Source organism: Methanofollis liminatans DSM 4140, assembly GCF_000275865.1.
GTDB classification, from domain to species: Archaea; Halobacteriota; Methanomicrobia; order Methanomicrobiales; family Methanofollaceae; genus Methanofollis; species Methanofollis liminatans.
In genome coordinates this window covers 1,651,439-1,674,208 of sequence record NZ_CM001555.1, presented here as the reverse complement: position 1 = coordinate 1,674,208, position 22,770 = coordinate 1,651,439, and the positions used below count along the sequence as shown (strand labels likewise).

Annotated in this window: 27 protein-coding genes; 3 read left to right on the top strand and 24 right to left on the bottom strand. The window is 63.8% G+C overall.

From position 1 onward, the window contains the following. Positions 1–3: 3 nt before the first annotated feature. From METLI_RS08230 to METLI_RS13475, 13 genes are all read right to left on the bottom strand, one after another. A complete protein-coding gene (locus tag METLI_RS08230; protein WP_004039372.1) occupies positions 4–1,263 on the bottom strand; it encodes an AAA family ATPase in 1,260 nt (419 codons plus the stop codon). A gap of 1,411 nt (positions 1,264–2,674) precedes the next feature. Next, positions 2,675–3,007, bottom strand: a complete 333-nt coding sequence (locus tag METLI_RS08220; RefSeq protein ID WP_004039371.1) for a hypothetical protein — start codon at positions 3,005–3,007, stop codon at positions 2,675–2,677. Between the two features lie 25 nt (positions 3,008–3,032). Then, positions 3,033–3,401: a HepT-like ribonuclease domain-containing protein gene (locus METLI_RS08215; protein ID WP_004039370.1), complete on the bottom strand. Its 369-nt coding sequence runs from the start codon at positions 3,399–3,401 to the stop codon at positions 3,033–3,035. Continuing rightward, on the bottom strand, positions 3,388–3,699 hold the full coding sequence (locus METLI_RS08210) for a nucleotidyltransferase family protein (RefSeq protein ID WP_004039369.1): 312 nt from the start codon (positions 3,697–3,699) through the stop codon (positions 3,388–3,390). Before METLI_RS08210 ends, METLI_RS08215 begins: the two co-directional genes overlap by 14 nt. 445 nt (positions 3,700–4,144) lie before the next feature. Continuing rightward, positions 4,145–4,309: a hypothetical protein gene (locus METLI_RS13175; RefSeq protein ID WP_157203249.1), complete on the bottom strand. Its 165-nt coding sequence runs from the start codon at positions 4,307–4,309 to the stop codon at positions 4,145–4,147. Positions 4,310–4,437: 128 nt separating this feature from the next. Continuing rightward, positions 4,438–4,824, bottom strand: coding sequence for a type IV pilin N-terminal domain-containing protein (locus tag METLI_RS08200; RefSeq protein ID WP_004039367.1), 387 nt, complete (start codon positions 4,822–4,824; stop codon positions 4,438–4,440). 145 nt (positions 4,825–4,969) lie between these two features. Then, positions 4,970–6,727, bottom strand: a complete 1,758-nt coding sequence (locus METLI_RS12790) for a glycosyltransferase family 39 protein (protein ID WP_004039366.1) — start codon at positions 6,725–6,727, stop codon at positions 4,970–4,972. A gap of 15 nt (positions 6,728–6,742) precedes the next feature. After that, entirely contained in the window at positions 6,743–7,201 is a 459-nt protein-coding gene (locus METLI_RS08190; protein WP_004039365.1) for a type IV pilin, read from the bottom strand. A 401-nt stretch (positions 7,202–7,602) separates the two neighbouring features. Continuing rightward, on the bottom strand, positions 7,603–8,406 hold the full coding sequence (thiD, locus tag METLI_RS08185) for a bifunctional hydroxymethylpyrimidine kinase/phosphomethylpyrimidine kinase (protein ID WP_004039364.1): 804 nt from the start codon (positions 8,404–8,406) through the stop codon (positions 7,603–7,605). A 267-nt stretch (positions 8,407–8,673) separates the two neighbouring features. Continuing rightward, positions 8,674–8,946: a type II toxin-antitoxin system RelE family toxin gene (locus tag METLI_RS08180; protein WP_004039363.1), complete on the bottom strand. Its 273-nt coding sequence runs from the start codon at positions 8,944–8,946 to the stop codon at positions 8,674–8,676. Continuing rightward, complete coding sequence (locus METLI_RS08175) at positions 8,943–9,188, bottom strand: DUF7557 family protein (RefSeq protein WP_004039362.1); 246 nt, start codon at positions 9,186–9,188, stop codon at positions 8,943–8,945. Before METLI_RS08175 ends, METLI_RS08180 begins: the two co-directional genes overlap by 4 nt. 373 nt (positions 9,189–9,561) lie before the next feature. Then, positions 9,562–9,789 (bottom strand): antitoxin VapB family protein, encoded by a 228-nt coding sequence (locus METLI_RS08165; protein WP_004039361.1) that lies wholly within the window; start codon positions 9,787–9,789, stop codon positions 9,562–9,564. A 141-nt stretch (positions 9,790–9,930) separates the two neighbouring features. After that, positions 9,931–10,224, bottom strand: coding sequence for a type II toxin-antitoxin system HicB family antitoxin (locus METLI_RS13475; protein ID WP_245529346.1), 294 nt, complete (start codon positions 10,222–10,224; stop codon positions 9,931–9,933). A 53-nt stretch (positions 10,225–10,277) separates the two neighbouring features. Between METLI_RS13475 and METLI_RS08155 the strand changes: the two genes are divergently transcribed. Further along, the gene (locus METLI_RS08155) at positions 10,278–11,606 is read left to right on the top strand and encodes an AIR synthase-related protein (RefSeq protein ID WP_004039359.1); all 1,329 of its coding nucleotides are present in this window, start codon (positions 10,278–10,280) and stop codon (positions 11,604–11,606) included. Positions 11,607–11,613: 7 nt separating this feature from the next. On the opposite strand, the gene METLI_RS08150 is transcribed toward METLI_RS08155, so the two are convergent. The 11 genes from METLI_RS08150 to METLI_RS08100 are packed head-to-tail and all read right to left on the bottom strand — an operon-like array spanning position 11,614 to position 20,082. Then, positions 11,614–12,339 (bottom strand): class I SAM-dependent methyltransferase, encoded by a 726-nt coding sequence (locus METLI_RS08150; protein WP_004039358.1) that lies wholly within the window; start codon positions 12,337–12,339, stop codon positions 11,614–11,616. Beyond that, entirely contained in the window at positions 12,336–13,334 is a 999-nt protein-coding gene (locus METLI_RS08145) for a replication factor C small subunit (protein WP_004039357.1), read from the bottom strand. The genes METLI_RS08150 and METLI_RS08145 overlap by 4 nt, the downstream gene beginning before the upstream one ends. Continuing rightward, entirely contained in the window at positions 13,321–14,061 is a 741-nt protein-coding gene (locus METLI_RS08140) for a 4-phosphopantoate--beta-alanine ligase (RefSeq protein ID WP_004039356.1), read from the bottom strand. The genes METLI_RS08145 and METLI_RS08140 overlap by 14 nt, the downstream gene beginning before the upstream one ends. Next, positions 14,058–14,918: a pantoate kinase gene (locus METLI_RS08135; protein WP_004039355.1), complete on the bottom strand. Its 861-nt coding sequence runs from the start codon at positions 14,916–14,918 to the stop codon at positions 14,058–14,060. Before METLI_RS08135 ends, METLI_RS08140 begins: the two co-directional genes overlap by 4 nt. Continuing rightward, positions 14,900–16,033, bottom strand: a complete 1,134-nt coding sequence (gene coaBC / locus METLI_RS08130; protein WP_004039354.1) for a bifunctional phosphopantothenoylcysteine decarboxylase/phosphopantothenate--cysteine ligase CoaBC — start codon at positions 16,031–16,033, stop codon at positions 14,900–14,902. Before coaBC ends, METLI_RS08135 begins: the two co-directional genes overlap by 19 nt. Further along, the gene (locus METLI_RS08125) at positions 16,030–16,899 is read right to left on the bottom strand and encodes a class I SAM-dependent methyltransferase (protein ID WP_004039353.1); all 870 of its coding nucleotides are present in this window, start codon (positions 16,897–16,899) and stop codon (positions 16,030–16,032) included. Before METLI_RS08125 ends, coaBC begins: the two co-directional genes overlap by 4 nt. A 2-nt stretch (positions 16,900–16,901) precedes the next feature. Continuing rightward, positions 16,902–17,942, bottom strand: a complete 1,041-nt coding sequence (locus tag METLI_RS08120) for a 60S ribosomal export protein NMD3 (protein ID WP_004039352.1) — start codon at positions 17,940–17,942, stop codon at positions 16,902–16,904. Positions 17,943–17,944: 2 nt separating this feature from the next. Continuing rightward, positions 17,945–18,235 carry a DUF424 domain-containing protein gene (locus tag METLI_RS08115; protein WP_004039351.1) on the bottom strand — a complete coding sequence of 97 codons (291 nt, stop codon included), beginning with the start codon at positions 18,233–18,235 and terminating at the stop codon, positions 17,945–17,947. 43 nt (positions 18,236–18,278) lie between these two features. Continuing rightward, on the bottom strand, positions 18,279–19,106 hold the full coding sequence (locus METLI_RS08110; protein ID WP_004039350.1) for a TatD family hydrolase: 828 nt from the start codon (positions 19,104–19,106) through the stop codon (positions 18,279–18,281). Then, the gene (locus METLI_RS08105; RefSeq protein ID WP_004039349.1) at positions 19,093–19,431 is read right to left on the bottom strand and encodes a dihydroneopterin aldolase family protein; all 339 of its coding nucleotides are present in this window, start codon (positions 19,429–19,431) and stop codon (positions 19,093–19,095) included. Before METLI_RS08105 ends, METLI_RS08110 begins: the two co-directional genes overlap by 14 nt. 30 nt (positions 19,432–19,461) lie before the next feature. Beyond that, on the bottom strand, positions 19,462–20,082 hold the full coding sequence (locus METLI_RS08100; RefSeq protein WP_004039348.1) for a DUF5591 domain-containing protein: 621 nt from the start codon (positions 20,080–20,082) through the stop codon (positions 19,462–19,464). Between the two features lie 50 nt (positions 20,083–20,132). Here METLI_RS08100 and METLI_RS08095 point away from each other — a divergent pair, with 50 nt between their 5' ends. After that, positions 20,133–21,086 (top strand): methyltransferase domain-containing protein, encoded by a 954-nt coding sequence (locus tag METLI_RS08095; protein ID WP_048103729.1) that lies wholly within the window; start codon positions 20,133–20,135, stop codon positions 21,084–21,086. Positions 21,087–21,157: 71 nt separating this feature from the next. After that, positions 21,158–22,336, top strand: a complete 1,179-nt coding sequence (locus METLI_RS08090) for a hypothetical protein (protein ID WP_004039346.1) — start codon at positions 21,158–21,160, stop codon at positions 22,334–22,336. Positions 22,337–22,770 lie beyond the last annotated feature (434 nt).

The following is a 22,770-nucleotide window of genomic DNA, read 5'->3' as shown; positions in this document are numbered from 1 at the left end:
GGATCACGTTGTATATTTCGCCTGTTCGGCCTGCTCAGCATGTTTCAAGCGGCTCTGGAGCCGTTCCGGATCATCAAACGGAAAATACTCTTCCATCCAGAGATCACCTAATTTTGCACCCTCTTCGACAAACTCCCTGATCCCTCTCACGTCCGATGCCCGCCGGGCCTGTGTGTATCCCTGAACATTCCGGTAGAGGATCCAGACCTCTTCCGGGGCGAGGGCGTTCACGAAGATCGGCGAATGGGTGGTCACCAGCACCTGGGTCCTTGTTGAGGCGGCCCTGAACTCCTCGGCAAGCACCGTAAGATGACGGGGGTGCAGTTGATTCTCAGGCTCTTCGATGCCGATCAATCGGGGCGGCTCCGGGTCGTTCAACATCGTAAGATAGGCGAGCATCTTGATTGTTCCGTCTGATGCAAACTTTGCAAGCACCGGCTGTTCGAACGGGGCGTCTTTTATCTGGATGAGAAGCCTGCCGTCAGCAAGAAGGACTGCATCGACCTTTTCAAGGCGAGGGATCCTCTCGGAGAGAGCGGAGAGAATGGTATTGAGCGTGCCCGGGTGCTGCTCCTTGAGGTACTGGATCACGTTGGGTAAGTTGTCACCGATCGAAGAGAGGTGTTCCTGGGGGCCGGCCTCAGGCAGACCTCTCATTGCATCCGCGCTGAGATATGAGAGATACCAGTCTGTGATGAAGCGGCGAAGAGCGCTGACGCGAGGGTGCTTTGCGAGTTGCCCCAGGGTGTTTACTGCGAGATATTCCGGGGAGTCAAGGGTTTCCTGTCTGCGTTCATCCTTTTCATCGGGTCTTTCACCGGTGATGACTTCGCCGGACCCGCTCCTGAAATCAAGAAATTTAAATGGTTTCCCACTACGCTTTCGGCGCCATTGAAGCCATTCCTCGGCGACGTATGGGCCTTTTGCGTCTTCGCCGATTGCGATATGATAGGTGATGAGGGGATCGTCTGGCTGCTCTCTGTATTTCAGTTCGATGACGATATCCCCTTCCGATCCCCGTGTTCTGAGCTCTTTGAATCTGCCTCTTTTATCCCATGCCCTTCGAAGACCGATGGTAAAACATTCCGAGAGGAATGCAAATACATCGAAAATGGTTGATTTTCCGCTCCCGTTGGGACCGAGAAATACGGTGAACGGCTGGAGGTCTTTGAGTTCAAGGTCGTGGAGGGCGCGATAATTTTTCACCTTGAGGTATTCTATTCTGGGCGGATGAGGGTGGGAGGGATGGTCGGGTGTGTGCATTGGAACTCCATTGTGTGCGGCGATCGAATGGTCGTCTGGCCGGGACCTCTTGATGGTATCTTTTGGATGTTCTGATAAGAAACGATAGTGGAGTTCTTCTGCTAAATAATTTCTGCGTTAATTGCCGCGGCCAGGAAACCTTGTTTTTCTGGTTCGGGACTTCTCCTCTCCAGCCGGCCCGGTCGTTTCCAGGATCCTATGACGTCCTGTCTCCTGGATGTGGTGCGACCGAATGTGTGGAAGCCCTGACCCTCCGTTGAGCCGGAGATGAGGGGGAGTTTTGCCATGGCAGTTACAAGGAAACGTCGATGCTGCTGCTCCCTCCCTGCCGGTGTGCACGCTCGTTGAGCACGGCCACACACCCGGCGATGGCGTCCCCCATGTTTTCCGGCGCCTCTTTAAGGGTCTCTCCCTCCGTTGCCTCACGCTATAGGTGCGATTGATCATGAAGGTCGGGGGACTGTTCTGGAATAGCTCATCTTCGCGTTCTTCGCGCCTTCGCGTGAGCCTCTCCGGGGATCTTCGGGGGATAAGCTCACGCGAAGACGCGAAGGCCGCGAAGGATAGAGTATTCGGCTTTGTAGAAATCATCACTTTTCCGGATGCGAGCGTGATTCATTCGCTTTTCCCCATCTTCGCGCCGGCGGTTCTTACCTCCGACCCCGGCGTGCGGTTGTCCTGGATAGGGGGAGGAGAGGCCGAGCGGAGCATCTCTCGATGAAAATGATGGATGGACATGCCGGCGAGGTTTGCCCATCCCTGCCCCAATCGTAACCGGCGGGGGGACCGGGGGGCAGCAGGCCCCCCGGCAGAGGTGTACCCTGAGATCCCATACGCTCACACAACGCCCGCACCGCGCCGGGGGTTCTTACCCCCGGACCCCTGCATGCGATTGCCCTGGATATGCAGGGGCAGGGAGGGTAGATTATCTACCGGAAAAAATCTTGATGGCCTGGCTGGCGTATTTTTCCCGTCCCCGCCCCACTCGCAGTTTTGCGGGGCACTGATCCCGCATCTGCTCTCGGAAACTGCCGGGCGAATAGCCTCTTCCAGACCATCCCGGAGCCTGGTTCCACGATAAAGGAAGATCTATCATGCCCTCACCAAAGCACCTTCAAGCGATCTCGATCGTTGTTGGAGGGGAGCTTTTCAACAAAGCCCCTCAAAGGCAATTTACCATTCGCGTTCAAAGACGTACGTATGCTTTTGAAAAAGACATGAAGCTAGATTCAACGATGGGATTCAGATCCCACAAACCCGACAGCTTGCTCTCCCCATGAACCACCAAAGAAACCAGAACACACATCAGGTTTTTCATCCCGTATGCTTGAGCCTTAGGTTCATGCCTGATTCAACGAAGCCGAGTATTCGGGACTTCGCACCTTTGCGTGAGATCTCCGGCTCATAATCCTCAGGAAGAGTCCGAAGAGGATGGTTCGTCCTCCCCGTCCTCTCCCTCCACTTCCTCCCCCCGCCACACGAACCACGCTGCGGCGAAGACAAGCGGCACCCCCACCGGGACGCAACAACCCGCGGGGCCGTGGAAGAGCGGCCCGTACTGCGCCACGCAGGAGGCGAGGAACGCCGCCCCGGCCCCGGCGAGGAGGAGGGCAACGGGCCGCTGGCCCTCCTCGTACCACCTGACGACGAGGAGGCAGGCGGCGGCGATGAGGAGGAGGGTGCCGAGGGTCCAGAGGTGGATGGCGAGGGCCGAGCGGCCGGTGATGAGGCCGGAGACTTGCAAACGATGCCGTGACTGTCGTCGTTGATCACGACGCCCGTTCCCCTCCGCTCTCAGGTACCATAGCGGCCACCATACGCTCAAGATCATCTATCACGGGTGGGAGGTCGGATGTTACGGTGTCCCAGACGATATCGTAGTTCACGTCGAAATATCCGTGGATCAACCGGTTTCTCATGCCGACCATTGCACTCCAGGGTATTTCGGGGTGTTTCTCGCGAAGCTCCGGCGAGACGAGTTTCGCCGCCTCGCCGATGATCTCAAGGAGGCGGACGACGGCAAAACCGAGCATCTCGTCCTCTTCCAGGTCTTCGCGCCTGCGGCCTTCAAGAAACGAAACCGCTTTTTTCGCGGCATCAAGGGTGTGCCTGAGGGGAACAACGTCATCCTTCTGCATAGCAGACCTCGGCGGCGGCAAGGACGTCGTCCCTGAAATAGCGGCTCAGGTCTCCGGGCGTGAGGAGGTCGATCTCCTTTCCGCCGAAGGCGCGGGAGAGTTCCTCCCTGATCGCAAAGAGCCGAAAGAATCCGGGGGTGTGGCCTTCTTCAAATTCCACGAGGATGTCTATGTCGCTCTCCGGCCCGAAGTCCTCCCGGAGCACGGACCCGAAGAGAGAGAGTTTCCTGATATGGTGCTTCCTGCATATCTGCCTGATTTCACCATACGGGACGGGGACATGCGGCGTGCCGGTCATGGAGGGTCACTCGTGTTATTCAGGTCGTATCTCCTGATTAATCCTTCGCCGGAGTGATGGCGACATGTATCGTCCTCCTGTTCTGGTCGGGAGACGTGGGCGCCTGACCGCCTTCGATCGCACGCGAGGGCAGATCGGTCCATCTTTTCGTGCACTGCTCAGGGTCGCGGTCCCGTTAGATGGGTGTTGTGTCCCGGCTGTCCCGGGATGCATGATCTGATGGTGGGACCGATATTCTCTGCAAAAAATCGTCTGATTCGCCGGATGCCCTCTATGCTCCGGGATATTTTTCCCTGTCCCGGCTGTCCCGCCTGTCCCGGCTGAAAACATGCTCGCACGTTTTTGTGCGAACGTGTCCCTCGCGCGCGGGATGAAGGGATCATCCCGGGACATTTGTGTCCTGGTGTGATCTGCCGGCCGGTTCACCTTTCGGTCCTGGCGTATCTCAGAAAATATCCGAAGAGGGGTTTTCGTCTTCCCCGTCCTCTTCCGCCTCTTCCTCCCCGTCCTCCCCCCGCCACACGAACCACGCTGCGGCGAAGACAAGCGGCACCCCCACCGGGACGCACCACCCCGCGGGGCCGTGGAAGAGCGGCCCGTACTGCGCCACGCAGGAGGCGAGGAACGCCGCCCCGGCGTCGGCGACGAGAATGGCGACGGCAAAGAGGAAAGAGAGGAGGCGGATAGGGGCATTCCATTGGTGACTCTTCCCCCTCGCCCCAGGAAGGTTATCCAGATCTAAAACCGGCCGTCATAGATCATCTGCTGTGTGTTGTCGTCGAAGGAGCCGACGAGGATGACCCGCTCTCCGGTCACAACCCTGCCTGTTGTCGCCGAATCTCCCGCCGAGGGGCGGCTGTTAAAGATCTTCTCTGAAGACCCGTCGCTGTAACGCGCCGTGATGTTCTCGACCCGCGGGAGGTCTCCGCCTCCCTGGACCGTGAATGTGGCGGTCCCGTTGGAGTTTGCAGTCCCTGATATGCAGACCACCTTCATCTCCTCCTGCTCGCCGATGGAGCCGAAGATGAAGGCGGCGCTGATGGAGGCGAAGATTACGACGAGGGCAACGACCAGGACGGTGCCGATGACCTCGGATACTGCTTCGTCACTGAGGGGTAGTCTCATTCCTGTCACCTCTTTTGCGTGGGGGGTTGGTGCCCGGTGCGTCGGTACCCTCTCCGGGGATGGTTTTGAACGTGTTGATCTGTTCATGGTGGTCGTCCGGGGTGTTTTTTCAGGGATGGTAGTTCTCGTGCTGATCGTCTGCATGTTAGAGGGGGAAGATCCAGTACTGGATGTACCAGATGTACTGCGCCGCCGGGATCCAGAAGTGATACCCCTCCCAGCAGGAGGTGGCGAAGCGGAAGCCGACCACGAGTTGCCATGCGAGGGGGAGGAGCATCAGCACCGGGATGGCGTACGCAAGGGTTGATGGCCTGACCTTTTTCAGGATGACGCCGACGGCGAGCGCCCCTGCAATGGCGAGGAAGAAGAAGGTGAGGTACATCAGGAAGGCGATCTGGCCGGCCTGCCATGTGCCGGCGAGGACCTGGAGGACGATGTAGATGAGGGGGAGGTCGATGAGGACGAGCCAGAAGAGGGTCTTCAGGGAGGTCGTGACCTCACCTTCGCTGAAACCGATGTATTTCAGGGCGTAGAGGCCGAGGACAAGCATCGGGAGGTAGATGGGGGAGAGGTAGCGCATGTCAGGGATGACGCCGGCGCTATCGGGCATCCAGGGGAGGGAGCGGCCGTAGGTGAGGAGGACGAGGGCGACGGAGAGGGTGAAGAAGGCCAGGAGGTGTGCGTCGCGGGAGGGCATGCCGGTGGTCCGGGAGCGGCAGTACGCGTACCCGGCGGCGAGGGCGAGGAGGAGGGCGAAGGCCGAGAGCGGGGAGACCTGGAAGATCCCGGCGGCGTTCCCGAAGACCGGGTCGATGAAGGTGCCGTAGAGGCCGGAGATGAAGTCGCTCGATGAAGGGGTGAGCTGCCCCAGGACCGTGGCCTGGAGAGTCCCCATGCCGCCGGGAACCGGGGATCCGGCGGCGGCGGCGTAGCCGGCGATCCAGGGGAGGACGAGGGGATTGCCCGAGAGCCCCAGGTTGTTGATGAAGAGGGGGAGGGCGCCGAGCGGCACCCCGAGGACGGCGAGTGCCGTGGCCCCTATCCTGCGCCACCCCTTCCTGACCGAGAGGGCGAGGGCGAAGAGGAAGAGCCCGGCGGCGAGGGCGGGCCCGAGTTCGGGCCGGGCCCAGGCCGTCCAGCCGACGGCGATGAAGGAGGAGAAGAGCCAGAGGGGGTCGTCGCGGGAGAGGTAGAGGGTGAAGAAGTAGAGGGCGGTCGCGAAGAAGAGGGCAACGAGCATGTGGTCCTTCGCGTTTCCCGACCAGAAGAGGTACGACGAGGAGGTGACGACGGCGACGAGCCCGAAGAGCCCCCAGCGTTCGCTCTCGAAGACCTCCCTGAAGATCAGGTAGGCGAGGACGCCGAAGAGGGCGAAGGCGACGCCGTTCGTGAAGACGATCGCCGCCACCTCGGGGTACACGCCCACATCGGCGGGGTGCACCCCGCGCACGAACCAGAAGGGGCGGTACAGGGCCATGTTCAGGACGAGGAGCACGCCCCAGGAGATGATGGCGGCATAGGTCCAGGGCACGCCCCGCCAGCGGGCATACTGCGGGTGCCAGCACTCGACCATCAGGAGGAGAGCGAGGAGCAGGCCCGACCAGAGGAGGACCACGACGAGGCGGAAGTTGTCGCCGAAGAGGGCGAAGAGGTAGTAGGCGGGCAGGGAGACGATCGGGAGGGCGAGGGTGTAGCAGAGGACGTTGTGGTGGGAGGCGGCGTAGGCTGAGGAACCATAGGGTGTGTAGCCGTAGAGGAGGTCGCCGCCGGTGACGAGGTGGTTGAGCTGGGCGGCGGTGATCCATTCGTCGGTGAGGAGGAGGTGGGGATAGATGAAGGCAAGGGAGATTGTGAAAAGAAGAATAAAAATAAACGCAGTTTGCTTTGCTAAATTTTTCCTCATAAAAAAGAGGGGGTTTTAGACGTAGGTGTCAAGGACAACCTGGTCTGAACCGTCAGTAAAGTGACCTACAACAACGACATGGTCTTGGCCTGACGTTCCGCTAGAAATTGTAATTACAGTTCCAACTGGTAGAGGGTCAAATGTAATACTGCCTGGTTCAGCTGTCTGCTGGGTTACATCAGCGTCTCCATGTTCAAAGAAAGCATAGTTTGTTACAGCGCTTCCTGTCGATGGGGTTACAGTAACTTTAAAATACTGTAATGCTGTTGCGTCCGCACCGCCCTGATATGTCAGAACAACATCATTGCTGTTCTGTCCGGCAGTGACCGCAATGGTCTTCGTCGTCTGCACATTCCCGGTCATCCCGAACACGAACGCGGCAATAACCGCGGCCAGGATCACCGTGATGGCGACCATGAGGATGACGCCGATAACCGGCGACACCGCTTCTTCATTCTGTACGAACTGTTTCATCGGTTTTCACCTCCACACCCCGGGGGGGCATGGCTACTACATGCTATACTCTTCTTGTATATAATGATTTTCATTTTAATGCGCCTGCGATATAGTAATATGATATATATTTCCCGGCCCTGATCCTGCGAATCCGCAGGAGAAGTCGGAGAACTGTGGTTTCTTCCGGGGTGCGATACCCGCCCCGCCCTGGAGGGCCGGCCCGGAGGGGCGGGCCTCCTCCGGGGAGGGTGGCGGCCGTCTCAGCCCCCTCGCAGGATCGGGGGGTGATCGCCCCGCGGCGGCTGGGTCAATTCAGATGATGAAAATATAAACATTGCGTATTTATTGTGCCGAAGAAAAAATCGTATTTTGATAAATTATAGAAAAATAACGATTTTTTGCGATCGCGCCGCTCTCCCTCATCCCGATTTTTCCTCCCCCCTGCCGCACCCCCACAGGGGGCGGACCGACCGCCGCCCGGCGCGGTCAGGGACGGCGTGGAGGATCGCCGCGGCGGTGAACGCCTTCGCCGCCGGGAAGGCCTCCCGCAGGCGCATGCCGCGGGCGAGGCCGGCCGCGAGGGCCGCAGAGAAGCAGCACCCCGAGCCGTGGACATCGTAGGGCGAGCGGGTGCCGGTGAGGAGCACCTCCCCCTCGTGATCGAGGAGGAGGTCGGCCGGCGCCCCGGCGAGGTGCCCGCCCTTCACGATCACGGCGGCGGCGCCCATCGCCAGGACCGCCTCCCCCGCCTCCCGCATCCCGTCGAGGTCCCTGACCGCCACCCCCGCGAGCGCCTCGGCCTCCGGGATGTTCGGGGTCACCACCGCCGCACGGGGGATGAGGTGGCGCACCAGTGCCTCGGCCGCATCCGCGGCGAGCAGGCGGGCGCCCGAGGTCGCCACCATCACCGGGTCGACGACGAGGGGAACGCCGGGCGGGAGGGCCGCCGCCACCGCCCTGATGATCCCGGCCTCGGCGAGCATCCCGGTCTTCGCCGCCGCCACCGGGAACGCCTCGAAGACCGACCGCATCTGCGCCGCCACCGCCTCCGGGGGGAGGGGCCACGCCCCCGCGACCCCGCCGGGGTTCTGGGCGGTCACCGCCGTCACCGCCGCCGTCCCCCAGACCCCGAGGGCGGCGAAGGCCGCGAGGTCGGCCTCGATCCCGGCCCCGCCGCCCGAATCCGAGCCGGCGATCGTGAGGGCGCACGGATAGGAATACATGGGGGAGAGGTGTGCGCCGGGAGGAGAAGTAGGTGGCGGCATCGGGCCGCGGTCCGGAGCGTGAGTCCATCCACGACAATCTCAAAATCAGCTCGCTCGAAGGCGCGATATTCCTGAACGCTTCCCATCCCCCTCGCGGCCTTCGCGCCTTCGCGTGAGATTTCTTCTTAAAATCTCAACATACGTTCACGCGAAGCCGCGAAGAACGCGAAGAGCCAGAAAAAGACACCTGCATCCAGGTCCGGCAATCCGATAATCCGTTCTCCATCAATACTTCCTGTACACCGTACGCCGATGCCCCACCTCGATCACATGGATGACCATCACGTCATCGACGATGGTGAGGATCGCGCGGTATTCCCCGACCCGGAGAGAATAAAATGGGGGGTTCTGTCCTCCCTGCACCCTCTTCACCTGCCTTTTCGGGTCTGTCTCCCCGGCCAGGGAGACCAGCGCTTCACCGATCCTGAGGGCATCGTCCCTCGGGATGCGCGTGATCTCACGGCGGGCCGTCGCGGAGAAGAAGACCCGATAGCTCATTCGTCTTTCAGCTCCGAGATGACCTGCTCAAGGGTATAGACCCGGCCCTTCTTGATATCTTCGAGGGATTCCTCAATGGCCTTGATCGTCGCATCGCTGAGAGGTTCGTCATCGACGGCCATCTCCACAAGCCGCCCGATCACGTCGGTATAGGACTCCCGCGGGTGGATCTTCAGAGAATCCAGGCGGTTCTTAAGGGGGACCTTGATCTTGATGGTCGTGGTGTCGGTGGCACATGGCATACTATGGTATACGGAGGTATCCAATATCTAGGTTATGATCGAGAGATCCCCGCCCCCTCCGGGGATGGTGGACAGGCAGTTCACGCACCATGAATACCCAGTTCACGGATCGAAAACAACCCTCTGCCCCAAACGTACACAGGGAGTTCCGGTCATGCTCCAGGATGTGCGACGCGGCAGGCGCTGTCGCACATACGCCCTCGCCGTTCATCAGTACCCGACGACCTTCAGCCCCCGGACCGAAGAGAAATGCTCGTCCCTGGTGATCGGACACCGTCGTGCTGAGGGCGATATCCTGCTCCTCGTACGAGGTGGAGAGTTCGATCGCCCCCGGCCTCCGCCGCATCAGAAAAATAGGTGTCGGCGACTGGCATCAGAGGTCGACCTCTCTCAATCGAGCCCCCCGCATCTCCTTCGATGCCCGCTCGATGCTGCTGGCCAGTTCATCACACTCCCCGATCTCCTTCAGCACCTCGGACGATCTTCTCTTCCTGGGGTAGTGGCGGAGGATCACATCGGAGAAACTATCCCTCTCCGATCGCTTCAGCCCTTTCAGGAGGTCGTAGGCTTCATCGGTGATGGAGATCGTCCTTGTCGCCATGTGGCGGTGTATGTATGTGTATCCATATATGAATTACGGGGAGGAGACGGCGTCGGCCTCTCCCGCATCACCGCCCGCCATCCTCCTCACGGTCCTCAAAGATTTGTTGACACATGAGGAGACCACTCTCCTATCAACTTCTTATTCAAGCGTGTTGCGCCGGTCCGCAGGGGCGTCCTCTGCCCGGACCCCGGCACCTCTACCATCGAGACCGGGTTCTTTTGCGTTCTCCAGGTACACCTCCACAGCCTCCTTCAAATTCACCAGCGCCTCCTCCGGCGTATCCCCGCAGGTAGCGACACCCAGTTCAGGGCATTCGGATACATACACCCCGTCTTCCTCCCGGAGAACTGCCGTCAGTGCCGACCTCTTCATCTCGCCCGCCTCCCTTGCCTCAGGCATACCTGATGAAACGCCTCTTGGCGTCATCATCATTTCGCCTTCCCCCGCATCACTGCCTTTAACACCCCTCCCGTCGATCCTGATCTATGGATATCGAGGGATTTGTCCGCCGGGCATTTGCCGCGGGCAGGGGCGAGGACGAGATCGTCAGTGCCCTCACACACGAGATCACCACCATCAAGAGGCGGGTCTCAGACGAATATGCACAGGAATTCGCCCGCGCCGTCGTGCAGGAAGTAAAAAACACCTCCGGGCTTGAGGGCGACCTCTTCGCCTACGAACGTGCCGGGGTCACGATGGGCGAGTTCGGCGTCGGTTCCCGGGGCAAAGGCGACTTCTTCGCCCACCGCCAGTTCCCGCGGATCATCGGCAAGGCCGCCGCCGCCGTCGGCGTCGACGAGATGGACGACGCCGGCGCCGTCCAGGCCGGCGGGCAGTACATCATCACCACCGTCGACGGCATGCACTCCCGCCTCTCGGACTTCCCCTTCCTTGCAGGGTTCCATGTCACACGGGCCACCCTGCGCGACGTCTATGTGATGGGCGCAGCACCCGTCGCCCTCCTCTCCGACATCCATGTCGCCGACGACGGCGACGTGGCGAAGATCTTCGACTACACCGCCGGGATCGCCGTCGTCGCCGAAGCGATGGGCGTCCCCCTGGTCACCGGCTCCACCTTACGCATCGGCGGCGACATGGTGCTTGGCGACCGCATGACCGGGTGCGTCGGCGCCGTCGGCGTCGCCGACTACCTCACCGCCAGAAAAGAGACCCGCCCCGGCGACATCATCCTCATGACCGCCGGCGCCGGCGGGGGCACCATCGCCACCACCGCCCTCTACTTCGGCTACCCCGAGGTCGTCGAGGAGACGATCAACCTCCACTTCCTCAGGGCCGCCGAGGCCCTCCTCAAGAGCCCGGTCCTCCGCCACATCCACACGATGACCGACGTCACCAACGGCGGGCTCCGCGGCGACGTCTACGAGATGGCCGAGACCGCCGACTGCCGGATCGTCATCGACGAGGCACACCTCCGCTCACTCGTCGAGCCGCGGGTGCTTGCCATGCTCGACGCCCTCGAGATCGATTACCTCGGCGTTTCCCTCGACGCCCTGCTCATCGTCGTCCCGCCTGAATACGTGGACGAGGTCAAGACCATCATCCGCGGCGCCGGCGTCCCCATAGAGAGAATCGGCTACGTCGAGGAGGGGCCGGCGGCATCGGTCCTCCTCTCCGGCGGAAAAGAATGCGACTTCCAGCCGCGGTTCAGGGAATCGGCCTACACCCCGGTGAAAAAAGTGGTCGACACCGAACCCCGCGACTTCGACGAGATGAAAAAACGGGTCGAACAGGCGGCCGACGCCGCCGTGGCAAAGAAAAAACGGATACTCGAGCGGCTCCGCACCCCGGAGTAGAGCCGCACTATCGCTCTTTTTTTCCGCTCGCACAGATATTGAAGGCGAGGTACGGGCACCGGCGCTCCACCAGGGGCTCGGCCCGCTGCGCCAGGTCGAAGATGGGTCTGGAGAGGTTCACGTGGGCGAACGAGCACCGGTTCACTTTCGTCTCCACGAACCCGGCGGCCGCGAAGAGTTCCTCCATCTCCTCCTCGGTATAGTAGTGCTCCCCGAAATCCCCGACCCCGATCCGGCGCCAGTGCACCCGCTCCCCCAGGCGGTAGACCGCCGGCAGCGCCGAGGTGAAGACGTTGCGGCCCAGGGTGCAGATCGCCACCCGCCCGCCCGGCCGCAGCACGCGGTTGACCTCGGCGAGCATCGCCGCCGGGTCAGGCACGTAGCTGAAGGCCAGGATGCTGGAGACGGCGTCGAACGACTCGTCCTTGAACGGCAGCCGATCCGCCGTTCCGGCCATCACATGATCGAGCCCGTTCTGGAACCGCGCCGCATGCACCATCGCATACGAGAGGTCCAGTCCCACCGCCGTCCCGCCGTTGGAGAGGTAATGGGCCATAAACAGCCCGGTCCCGCAGCCGAGATCGAGCAGGTCGCCCCCCGGCGGGAGGCACCGCATCACGTGATCCCTGATATGGCCGTGGTACCGGTTCCCCACGCTCCCGCCGTACCGGGAATCATAGACCCCGGCAACATGGTCGTAGTGCTGGCGTATCTTCTCGAGGTTACGCTTCATGAAAAAACCTCCTGGCTGATCCTCGCCAGCAGGGCGTTGATCTGAATGAATTCGTTCGAGCCCCGCCTGATCACCAGGTCGGCGTCGGCAAGGGCGACGGCGATCCTGGGATCGTTGTACTCCCGCTCGGCCGCCTTCGCAAGTTCCCTGATCACCTCGGGCCCGGTGAGCCCGTAGTCGATGAGCAGGGACTCGGCCCGCTGCCGCGCCGCCGCCGGGTTCCCGCTCATCAGCGCCGCAAAAGCCGAGGCGGCGACGGTTTCGGTCTCTGACGAGGTGGTCTGTGCAAGATCGACCGGGCCCTTTGACTCGGCGAAGACCTGGAGCAGGATCGTCGCCCGCCGCAGGTCGCCCCCGGCCGCCGGCACGATCAGGTCGAGGTCGTCCGCGGAGACCCGGTCGGCCGCCACGCCCTCGCCCTCCAGGATCGCGGTGAGCCGCCGCCTGATCAGGTCGTCGTCCACCGGGACGAAGGTGATCGGCAGGCAGCGCGAGGCGATCGCCGGGATGATGGCGCTGCCGTTCGTGGTGAGAAAGACGAACCGGCAGGTCCCCGAGTAGCGCTCCATGATCCGGCGCAGCCCCTGCTGGGCCTCGCGGCTGATCGCCGACGCCCCCTCGAAGACCATCAGTTTGAAACCGGCGTCGAGGGGCCTGATGGCGGCGTACCACTTCACCAGGTACTTGAAGTTCGTCAGGAAACTCTCGTCTTTCTTATAGATGTGCCCGAAGCGCTCGTCCGCTTCAAGGTATTTCTTCCCCTGCTCGAAGAGGTCGGCCGCAGGAAAAACGGTGGTGTTCTCCTGCCAGTTGGCACCGTACAGCGTCCGGGCGAGCGCCTCGACGGCGATGCTCTTCCCGGTCCCGGTCGGCCCGACGATCAGCAGGTGCGGGACGTTCCCGCTCTCCGCAAAGGACGAGAGCACCCGCACCGCCTCTTCCTGGCCGAGGACGCCCTCCAGGGTCGACGGCCGGTATTTCTCACTCCAGAGCATGCCCCATCTCCTCCAGCCGTGCGGCGATCGCGGCGATCGCCTCTTTCAGGTATCTCTTCCCGTCCACGCCGCATGCACGCTCCCGCGCCGCGGCAGGCGTCATCGTCCGGCAGGCGGCGGTGATCGCCGGCACCGCCCGCCGCACCTCGTCGATCACCGGCAGGGTCGCCGTCTGCGCCGTCCTGGAGAGCGGGTTTAGGTCGACGGCGATCACCGCCTTTCCCATCTGCCGCAGGGCGGCGCACCTATCCCCGTCCTCGAGCGGGACGAGCACCAGATCGGCGGCGCCGATCCCGTCGGGCAGGCAGAGGGCGCGGTCGTGGGAGAGGGGGATGAGCCGCTCCGGGACGCCGGAAAGGACGTCCACGCCGTGCTCCTCCAGGAGGGCCGTGATCCGCTGCATCCGCTCCTCGGTCCGGTGGAAGAGGTTCACCTCCACCAGGGCCCCGCTCGCCTCCTGCAGGTCGGCGAGCTGGTGGGCGGAGAGGGCGGCGGTGTTCCCGTTCACCGAGATCACCGGGCGCCGTGCGGCGAGCAGCATCGCGGCGGCGTCCACCTCGGCCCGGGCGGCGCTCGCCGTCGTCCGCTCGCCGAGCAGGTAGTCGAAGGCCTCGCCGCGCCCCTGGGCGATCAGCCCCTCGGGCGCCACGATCCCGGCCCGCATCGCATCGGCCAGGCGCTCCCGCACCACCAGGGCAGCATAGCGCGGGTGGTCCTCAGGGATCACGCCCGCACCTCCAGCAGCCTGAACCCCTCGCGGGCGATGTGCAGGGGAATGGGCGGGGCAAACCGGGAGAAGACCTCCTCAGCACCGTCACCGGCGGCAAAAGCCCCCCGCCCGAGCATCGTCATGCTCGCCCGCACCCCGGCGGCGTCGCAGGCGGCGAGCACCGCCCCGACCTCCGGGGGGACAAGCCCGCTCCGGCCGGCAAATGCACGGGAGAGCCTGAAAAATTCAGGGAGGTCTGAGGGGCACCCCTCGGGAAAGGCTGCGGCGATCCGCTCGATCTGCGCCTGCGACCCAATCACCTCGGGCGTCGGGAGCGGCCCGAACGAGACCGCCCAGATCGCCTCCTCGGGGTAAAACCGCCTGATCTCCCCTTCGGGCCCGGGCGTCGTCCGGCAGACGATCCCGCCGCCCTGGCAGGCGGCGACGTCCCCGAGGCCGGTGCTGTGCACCACCTCGGCCTCGTGGGCGAGGGCCGCAATCTCCCGGCGGTCCATGCCGAGGTCGAAGAGGGCGTCGACCGCCGTGATCGAGGCGAGCAGGGCCGCGGCCGAGAGCCCGAACCCGGCCCCGATCGGGAGGCTGCACCGTGTCTCCACGCGGGCGTTCACGCCAAGACGTTCCAGGGCGTACTCCACCGGCGGCGACCCCGCCGTCTCGGAGAGCACCGTCCCTTTCTCGTCGTTCCGGCCGACCACGACTTCGGTCACATCAGATGTCGAGACCGAGGCCACGACTCCCTCCTCGATGACGATCCCGGCCCCGAGGCTCCCGGTCGTCGCCGGGCTCTCCCCGGCTACTTTCATGAAGTAGCCTGAGATGTGCCCGGGCGAGAACGCTACAGCAGTGCGGACCATATCGCCGCTGCCACCTCCTCCTTCGTCCCGCTCACCTGTTCGCTGCTTTCCCCCGTCATAATCACAAACTCCCCCCCGGGGGCGCCCATCGCCGGCGGCGCATTCGTCACCACCATGGCGACGCCCGAGGCCAGCATCGAGCGCGCCCGCGCCTCCTCGTCCCAGCCGAGTTTGAAGGCGACCGCCGTTCCGGCAAAAACATCGAGGACGGCGTCCAGCACCTTCGGAAGCGGTTCGAGGCGGATCGTCCGCCCCGCCCCGCTCGGGATCTTTCCCTCTGCCCGTTCGGGCAAAAAGTCCGAGATCGCCGCCGCCGAGATATAGATGTCCGCCGCCGGCGCCTCTTGAAGGACGGCCTCCATCATCTCCCCTGCCGTTTCGGCATGCACATTCCGCACGCACGGGAACCGGCCCGCGTGGACGACCGTTACCTCGGCCCCGAGCCTGAACGCCTCGAGGGCCAGGGCGCGGCCCATCTGTCCGGTCGAGCGGGTGGTGAGCACCCGGACGTCGTCCACCGCCTCGGCGCAGGCGCCGCTCGTGATCAGCACCCGTTTTCCGGCAAGGGGCCGACCCGAGAGGGCACGTTCGGCGTGGAGGACGATATCCTCGATCCTGGCGATCTTCGCCCGCCCCTCCTCGATCCGCGGCGGGACGATATCGATGCCCCAGGCCCGCAGGCGGTCGAGGTTTGCGGCGACGCCCTGATGGCGGTACATGCTCTCGTGCATCGCCGGCGCCACCACCACCGGCATCCCGCGGCCGAGCGCCGTCGTCGCAAATGTCGTGACCGGCGTATCGTCGATCCCGCAGGCGATCTTCCCGATGGTGTTCGCCGTGCAGGGTGCGACGAGCAGCAGGTCGGCCTGGCCCCCCTCCCCGCAGTAGAGGACGTGCTCCACCATGCCGGTGCAGCGGACGATCGCCTCCCTGCCTGTCGCATAGGTGAGGGCGTCCGGGTGGACGATCCCGCAGGCCGCCGCCGTCATCACTGCCTGGACGACGGCGCCGCGCCGCCGCAGCTCGTGGGCGAGCCGCACCGTCTCGACCGCCGCAATGCTGCCGGTAACGCCCAGAACAATCGTTTTCCCTTCGAGTTTTCCGCCGCCGGTCATGAGAGCACCATGTCGTGTACGATATGCCATATATGCGGCCCATATTTCTTTACTTTGCGGGTGGCGATTCTGACCTTGAAACCGGTCGATTCAGCCGAAACCCGGGCCGCGTCCGCAACGTCCCCGAGGGCGTGGAGGTGGATGACGGTTCCCCCCCGCGCATGGGCGAGGGCTTCGGAGAGAAACGCAACGGCGTCGAAATGCCCCATCACGATCCGGTCGTAGGTGCCGGCGAGCAGGCGTCGGCAGTCGCCGCACTCCGCCCTGACCCTCCCGGTAAGCCCGTTCGCCTCGATATTCTCTGCGAGGTAGCCGAACGAGACCGGGTTTATCTCCATCGCATGCACATTCGCCCCGGCCGCCGCCATCGGCAGCGTGAAGTAGCCGATTCCGGCGAACATGTCGGCCACCCGCTCGCCCTCCTGCGCTGTCCTGCCCATCAAGGCCCGCTCCTCCAGGTTCCCGGCCGCATACATCACCTCGGCCGGGTTGAGCCGGTAACAAAGTCCGTTCTCGTGGTGGCAGACCGGGTGAGCCTCGCCGTAGAGCGTCTCCACCGCGGGCAGGCGTCGGACGCCCTCGATCGCCGCGAGGTACAGCACGCAGGCCGGCCGCCGCCATGCGAGGATCGCCGCCACTTCCTCCGCGGTCGGCCGCCGGCCGCGCACCACAGCCGTGTCGCCGATCATCTGGAAGGGTCGGCCGCCGTACGGCCGCCGCTCAGGGAGGTCATCGTCGCAGGGATACCCATCGCGCACCGGCACCCAGGCGGTCTCCCCCTCGACATACGGCCTGCGGGAGGGATCGGCCCACGGCTCGCGCACCGCTGCCGCGAGCGCCTCTTTTCCGACTCTCCGCACCCGCATGCTCACCCGACGAGCACGAACTGTCCGGTCTCGCCGTCCCTGATCACGAGGACCGTCCCGCCCTCTTCGGGGTGGAGCCAGGGCAGCGCCCGGCACTCCACGGCTCCTTGCGTCCGCGGGTCCAGGATGCCTAGGACGTCGTCGTAGAGATAAGCGACGAGGGCGCTCTCGGCATCGCCGACATTCCCGACAAGCCGTTCGATCTCGTCCTCCCTGACGATCCGGTTCGAACCGTCCTGCAGGTCGAAGACCTGCGCCTGCCCCTGGGTCGCCGAGCGCACCTCAAGGTACCGGCCGCGGCTGAGGACGACGTCCCCGCGCTGGTAGCGCGGCAGGCGGACCAGGAAGGTGATCCGGTAGAGTTTCTTTCCGTCCTTCTCCCCCACCAGTTTCGGGTGGGTTGAGAGACGGCCGCCGAGGGCGCCGGAGATCTGGCTCGCGAGGAGCTGGCCCATATGGTTCGAGCCGACCACGATATCCAGCCCGTCCCTCGTCGCCTCGACCTTCGAGACAAAGGCGAGCCGTTCGCCCGCCTCCTGGAGGGAGGTCTCGAGTTCCTCGGTGATCCGGGCCGCCCGGTCGATCTCGCGCGTCGAGGGCCGCCGGTCGGTCGCCCGCACCTGGATGATCCCTTCGTAATACCCGCCGCTGATCCGGTTGCACCGGTCGCACTGCTCTTTTATCCAGACGATCTTCGTGCTGCACTCGCCCGAGACCTCGACCCCGTAGAGCAGGCCGCGGACCTCCGCGGTGACGGCCGTCCGGTTCGGGCTCGTCTCCCTGAAGGTGAACTGCGCCTCCGGGCGCCTGACGTCCGGGTGGAAGTGGAGCGCCGAATACGCCAGCTCCTGGAGCAGGGCCGCCCTATCGACGGTGGTGTCGCTCCAGGTCTTCCCCTGTTTGCGCGAGTCGCAGACCGGGCAGTAGATCGTCTCCACTCTCGGGTCGCAGGTGAACCATTCTGTCTCGGCCGCCCGGCACTCGTTGCAGAGCCCGGCCGAGGGTTTGCCGCATCGCGGGCAGACGCTCCTGAGGATTTCCATGATCAGACGGTGATGATGATCGCATGCGGGACGCCGCCGACAGACAGGCATCCCTTCTCGGTGATCAGTCCCATGGCGATGGCGACCCCGGTCGCCTTCTTCCCCATGAGGTTTGCATTGCTGGCATTTTTAAGGGCGGCGCGGATCTCCTCCTCGGTCGCCTGCTCGGTGCCGTAAAACGCCCCGGTGATGGCGATCTGGACGTCGCCGTGGTTGAGGGTGGTGTTGAGCAGGTCGGCATCGCAGACCGCCACCACCTCACCCTGTGGTGTATGGTGGACTTTCAGGTACATCAGTAGTATGTCGGCGGCACCGATAAAAAAAGGGTGGATCGTCCTAGAGGGCGATCTCCACACCGTAGACGCGGCCCGGGGTTTCGGCATGGATACACCATGCGTCCCCGGGCGTGATCGCACCGCTCTCCAGCAGGTGGCGGGTGATCCTGGGCACGGACTTCGGCCCCATCACCGCTCCGGGCCGGCTGTTCTCGTCCATGTAATCGGTCTCCATCATGAACCGCCGCCCGGCCCGCGCCATCCCGGCCAGCCCCTCCTGCTTTGCAAGAAACGACGGGACCAGCGGGGTGTCGGGGGTCGCATAGTGTTTGACGACGCGGCTCCCATCCATGCCGGCCCGTGCGGCAAGGTCGAGGATATCGGCGCAGGGGCCGCTCTCGGCGTGGATCTGGAGGGCGCACCCGGCATCGGCGCTCAACTCCAGCGCCCGCACCAGCACGCGTTCGGACGCCGCGGCGATCTCGGGCGCCACCGGGAAATGCGGCCGCCCGCTCTTGAGGGCGACGGCCAGTCCTTCCTCCACGTATCCGGCCGCCACTTCGAGCCCCGCGCAGACGATCTCCTCGGCGGCCTGGAGGCCGACGCTCTCCGCATACTTCAGGAGTTCGACCGGGTGGACGCCGAGGACCGGGAAGACCGTGATCCCGACGCCCCGCACCAGTTCGGCCACGCGGAGCGTCTCATCGAAGGCCTCCCGGTAGTCGTCGCCGGTCCGCGGCAGAACGCCCAGGGAATACGCCGGCAGGGAGACCATGAACAGGTGCGTCCCGCCGGCCCGCCAGAAGTCCTTCGCCGCCTCGACGCCGCGGCCTGCACGCGGGTTGAAGTGGATGTGATCGTCGGTGATCGGGATCTCAGGGGACTTCATCGACACTTCGAATGCTCATCAGCGGGTATTCGCCGGTATAGTGCAGGTCGGCGACGCAGCGAGCCCCGCCGTACTCGGTCGTGATCGTCACCGCGAACATCTCGCCCCGCAGCTCAGAGTAGCCGAACGGGTTCGCCGTCATCAGGTCGCGGTTGAGCCTGACCGTGATCGCGGTCACGTAGGGCTGGAGCCCGACCGCCGCCTCGATCGCCGCCTCCACAGAGGCCGCCGTCGCCCGCGATATCGGGGTGCCGACCCACTGGTGGTACAGGGCGCCGAGTTTGATCCCGGCCTCGAAGACCGCCTGTTCCCTGTCAGAAACCATGGCATGAGGTTGGCGTCCGGCTGATTTATATCATCGCCGGACTGCTGCCGAGAGCGCCCGCTCGAAATCCAGAAGATACGCCCGGGAGTTCAGGCTCCCGTCGGGAAACCGCGCCGAGGGGTCGCGGCAGGCGGCGATCGTCTCCTCCGCCGGCGCAATCGTGACCGGAATGGCGGTGCGCTCCACCGCCGCCGTCATCGCCGCCCTGAAGTCCCCCAGGCAGTAGGCCACCCGCCGGCGGTAGATGTCCTCTGTCTTCTCCAGGTACGCGGCGATCCTGGGGGTCTCGATCCTGAGAAAGGAGCGGTGGACTATCGGGTCAGGGCACCGGCCCAGGTTGTAGCGGTACGTGGCATAGGGGTACATCCGCTCCAGCTCCCGTGGCACCACCCCGCAGGTGCCGAAGACCACCACATGGGCCTTCCCTGCCGGGACCGCCGCGGCGATCACCTCGTCGAACTTCCGGTGGCTCGGGCTCGTGCTGTAGGGTTTCTGGACCGAGCAGGGGAGAAACACCGCCAGTTCAGAGGGCCGGACGGCATACGCCCCGACGATAAACCGGAACGCCTCCTCGAACTCCGGGCGGAAAAACGGCGGCGTCCCGTCTCCCCTCCCCTCCGGACTCCTCTCCGTATCATCCCGGTCTTTCATGGGCGTTCACGCTCCCCTATATATCTGAGAATCCCTTATAATAAGTGGCCATGAAAATGCTCTTTGAGCTCTCGGGGGAGCATCCGACGCTCCCCTACGCCGAGCTCGAATGTGTGGGCCGGATCTGCGACCGCCGCGACCGCGTGGCCGTCGCCGAGTGCCCCGACCCCGCGGCGACCGACCGCCTCGCCCTCACCCATACCGTCATGGAATATCTCGGCGAGTGCGAACCGACAGCGGACGCCGTCAGCGCCCTTCTGGCCGACCTCGCCCTCACCTCGGAGCGCCCCTTTGCGGCGCGGGTGAAGATCATCCCGGGCTCCCGGGAGTACCCCTCCCAGCTCGCCCTCGAACGGCTGATCGGACACGGCATCGCCGGCCCGGTCTCCCTGAAAGCGCCTGAAACGGTATATCGAGCGGTTCTCACCGAGGACCGCTGCTACCTCGGCCGGGTCATCTATAGCGACCTCCGCACCTCGTACGAAAGCAGGAGCCCGTCCACCCGCCCATATTTCCACCCGGGCGTCATGATGCCGAGGACGGCGCGGGCCCTCCTCAACCTCTCCCTCGTCATGCCCGGCGAGGTGATGGCAGACCCGTTCTGCGGCACCGGCGGCATGCTCGAAGAGGGACGGCGGATCGGGGTGCGGGTCGTCGGGAGCGACTTCGACCGCACCATGATCGCTGGCTCACGCCTCAACGTCCCCGAAGCCGACCTCCTCCTGGCCGATGCCACGGCCCTGCCCCTCCGCACCGGTTCAGTCGACGCCGTCGTCACCGACCTGCCGTACGGCCAGTCGGTCTGCGTCCTCGGGGAGAACTTCACCCGCCTGTACGAAGGCGCCCTCGACGAGATCGGGAGGGTGCTGAAAGGGGGGCGGCGTGCCGTCGTCGTCACCCACCGGGACATCAGAGAGATCGCCGCCGCCCGGTTCAGCATCGTCCAGTACCATGAACAGCGGGTCCACAAGAGCCTCACCCGGCGGATCCTCGTTCTCGAATAACCCGGTCGGGATTGCCCGTAAAACTATATACCCGCCGACCGACCAACACACCGGAAAGACAGGAACATCAAATGGTATCGAATAACGGAATGGAGATGGTGGAGTGGCTGCGCGCGCACCTCAATGCGATCACGCCGACACGCACCCAGGCCCTGAAAGCCACGCGCCATCTCCGCAAGTCCGAGAAGAAGAACTTATTTTCAGAGGACATCTCCCTGATGAGAACCGCCGAAGGGCGGTGGTACGAGGGGGTCATCTATGAGGCCCTGCTCGAGACGGTCGCGGACTGCAACCTGATCAAGGGCGTCGTCAGAAAAGGCGCCGACGCCCCCTATATCAGGCAGAAGATCACGCAGGAACAGAACGGCACCTTCTACTCCAATTACGGCGATATCAAGGTCCGCGGCAACGGCCAGGACCTCGCCGAGTTCGACCTGATGTTCCTCGACGTCCAGAACACCGTCGGTTTCGGCGAGATCGTCACCTCCCCCTCGGACTTAAAAGAGTTCGAGCAGGAGATCATCTTCAAAAAACGGCTGATCGGCTACCTCTTCGGGCAGCCGATCGTCCCGTTCATCCTGGTCTCCTCGGTGGACATCTCGCGCAACTCCATCGTGCAGCGGCTGATGAAGGAGCCCGAGTCGGTGCTGATCACCACCTCGTCCTGCGAGGAGATCAAACGGGTGCTCAGCCAGCGGGAAATACGCTACCAGCCGAGAAAACCCATTGCCCACCCGAAACTTCTCCACCTTGCCGACATCCATACCAGGCGCTCCTTCGACTACCGCAAACTCCACGACGAGCGGAGGGACCGGATGCTCGAACTGATGGATGCGGGCGCCACCCCTGCCGACCTCCTTAAACCCGACGAGATCCCCCCGATCGTAAAAAAGATCGTCTTCGGCGGGCTCTACCCGCCGGCAATACGCCTGCTCTGCCAGAAGAGTGCCATCACCATGAGGGGCGAGGCCCTCACCTACGAGAGCATCATGAGGGACTTCTCCAAGGTGATCCTCGCCGTGAACCTCCCCGACCTCCGCCCGATCCTGTACTTCAGATCGCGCAAGAAAAAAGAGTACTTCAAGATGGTCCCGGCAAAAGTCGGCGGGTTCAAGTACGAAAGCCGGCGCACACCCCATATGGCGGGCTTTTTCCTCTGGCTCGAAAGCACGCGCCCCACCCTGGGCACAAAGATGACGCGGACGCTCATCGAGTATTTCGTCGAGGGCGAGGCCGCCGGGAAGAAGTGAAGCCGGGATTTTGAAGGGGCAGCAGGCTCCACCAGGGAGAGGTCCCTGGATCTTCTAGAATCGCACATGAGTCCGGGAAGGGGACGCAAGCATACCCCATGAAATGTTTTTCATGGTAACCCGTATGTCATAGCGAAGGTCGCCTCTGGCCGGGGGCTCTCACCCCCGGACCCCCCCGCGAGGATTGTCCTGGACATGAGGGAACGGGAGGGGGCGGCGCATCTGTCGATGAAAAATAATGGACGGGCGTGCCGGCGTGGTTTGTCCGTCCCCGCCCCAATCGCAATCTGCAGGGTGACCGGGGGGCGACAGGCCCCCCGGCAGAGGCTGCTCGATTGCCCGTACACGCACACACCGACCACCCCGCACCGGGGGTTGCACCCCCGGATCCCCGCATACGATTGCCCCAGACATGAGGATTCGGGCCGGGCGGA

Excerpts from the sequence above, each read along its gene's own strand:
- METLI_RS08230 (WP_004039372.1), bottom strand. The coding sequence starts at position 1,263 with ATGCACACACCCGACCATCCCTCCCACCCTCATCCGCCCAGAATAGAA.
- METLI_RS08215 (WP_004039370.1), bottom strand. The coding sequence starts at position 3,401 with ATGCAGAAGGATGACGTTGTTCCCCTCAGGCACACCCTTGATGCCGCG.
- METLI_RS08210 (WP_004039369.1), bottom strand. The coding sequence starts at position 3,699 with ATGACCGGCACGCCGCATGTCCCCGTCCCGTATGGTGAAATCAGGCAG.
- METLI_RS08200 (WP_004039367.1), bottom strand. The coding sequence starts at position 4,824 with ATGAGACTACCCCTCAGTGACGAAGCAGTATCCGAGGTCATCGGCACC.
- METLI_RS12790 (WP_004039366.1), bottom strand. The coding sequence starts at position 6,727 with ATGAGGAAAAATTTAGCAAAGCAAACTGCGTTTATTTTTATTCTTCTT.
- METLI_RS08190 (WP_004039365.1), bottom strand. The coding sequence starts at position 7,201 with ATGAAACAGTTCGTACAGAATGAAGAAGCGGTGTCGCCGGTTATCGGC.
- thiD (WP_004039364.1), bottom strand. The coding sequence starts at position 8,406 with ATGTATTCCTATCCGTGCGCCCTCACGATCGCCGGCTCGGATTCGGGC.
- METLI_RS08180 (WP_004039363.1), bottom strand. The coding sequence starts at position 8,946 with ATGAGCTATCGGGTCTTCTTCTCCGCGACGGCCCGCCGTGAGATCACG.
- METLI_RS08175 (WP_004039362.1), bottom strand. The coding sequence starts at position 9,188 with ATGCCATGTGCCACCGACACCACGACCATCAAGATCAAGGTCCCCCTT.
- METLI_RS08165 (WP_004039361.1), bottom strand. The coding sequence starts at position 9,789 with ATGGCGACAAGGACGATCTCCATCACCGATGAAGCCTACGACCTCCTG.
- METLI_RS13475 (WP_245529346.1), bottom strand. The coding sequence starts at position 10,224 with ATGATGATGACGCCAAGAGGCGTTTCATCAGGTATGCCTGAGGCAAGG.
- METLI_RS08155 (WP_004039359.1), top strand. The coding sequence starts at position 10,278 with ATGGATATCGAGGGATTTGTCCGCCGGGCATTTGCCGCGGGCAGGGGC.
- METLI_RS08150 (WP_004039358.1), bottom strand. The coding sequence starts at position 12,339 with ATGAAGCGTAACCTCGAGAAGATACGCCAGCACTACGACCATGTTGCC.
- METLI_RS08145 (WP_004039357.1), bottom strand. The coding sequence starts at position 13,334 with ATGCTCTGGAGTGAGAAATACCGGCCGTCGACCCTGGAGGGCGTCCTC.
- METLI_RS08135 (WP_004039355.1), bottom strand. The coding sequence starts at position 14,918 with ATGGTCCGCACTGCTGTAGCGTTCTCGCCCGGGCACATCTCAGGCTAC.
- coaBC (WP_004039354.1), bottom strand. The coding sequence starts at position 16,033 with ATGACCGGCGGCGGAAAACTCGAAGGGAAAACGATTGTTCTGGGCGTT.
- METLI_RS08125 (WP_004039353.1), bottom strand. The coding sequence starts at position 16,899 with ATGCGGGTGCGGAGAGTCGGAAAAGAGGCGCTCGCGGCAGCGGTGCGC.
- METLI_RS08120 (WP_004039352.1), bottom strand. The coding sequence starts at position 17,942 with ATGGAAATCCTCAGGAGCGTCTGCCCGCGATGCGGCAAACCCTCGGCC.
- METLI_RS08115 (WP_004039351.1), bottom strand. The coding sequence starts at position 18,235 with ATGTACCTGAAAGTCCACCATACACCACAGGGTGAGGTGGTGGCGGTC.
- METLI_RS08110 (WP_004039350.1), bottom strand. The coding sequence starts at position 19,106 with ATGAAGTCCCCTGAGATCCCGATCACCGACGATCACATCCACTTCAAC.
- METLI_RS08105 (WP_004039349.1), bottom strand. The coding sequence starts at position 19,431 with ATGGTTTCTGACAGGGAACAGGCGGTCTTCGAGGCCGGGATCAAACTC.
- METLI_RS08100 (WP_004039348.1), bottom strand. The coding sequence starts at position 20,082 with ATGAAAGACCGGGATGATACGGAGAGGAGTCCGGAGGGGAGGGGAGAC.
- METLI_RS08095 (WP_048103729.1), top strand. The coding sequence starts at position 20,133 with ATGAAAATGCTCTTTGAGCTCTCGGGGGAGCATCCGACGCTCCCCTAC.
- METLI_RS08090 (WP_004039346.1), top strand. The coding sequence starts at position 21,158 with ATGGTATCGAATAACGGAATGGAGATGGTGGAGTGGCTGCGCGCGCAC.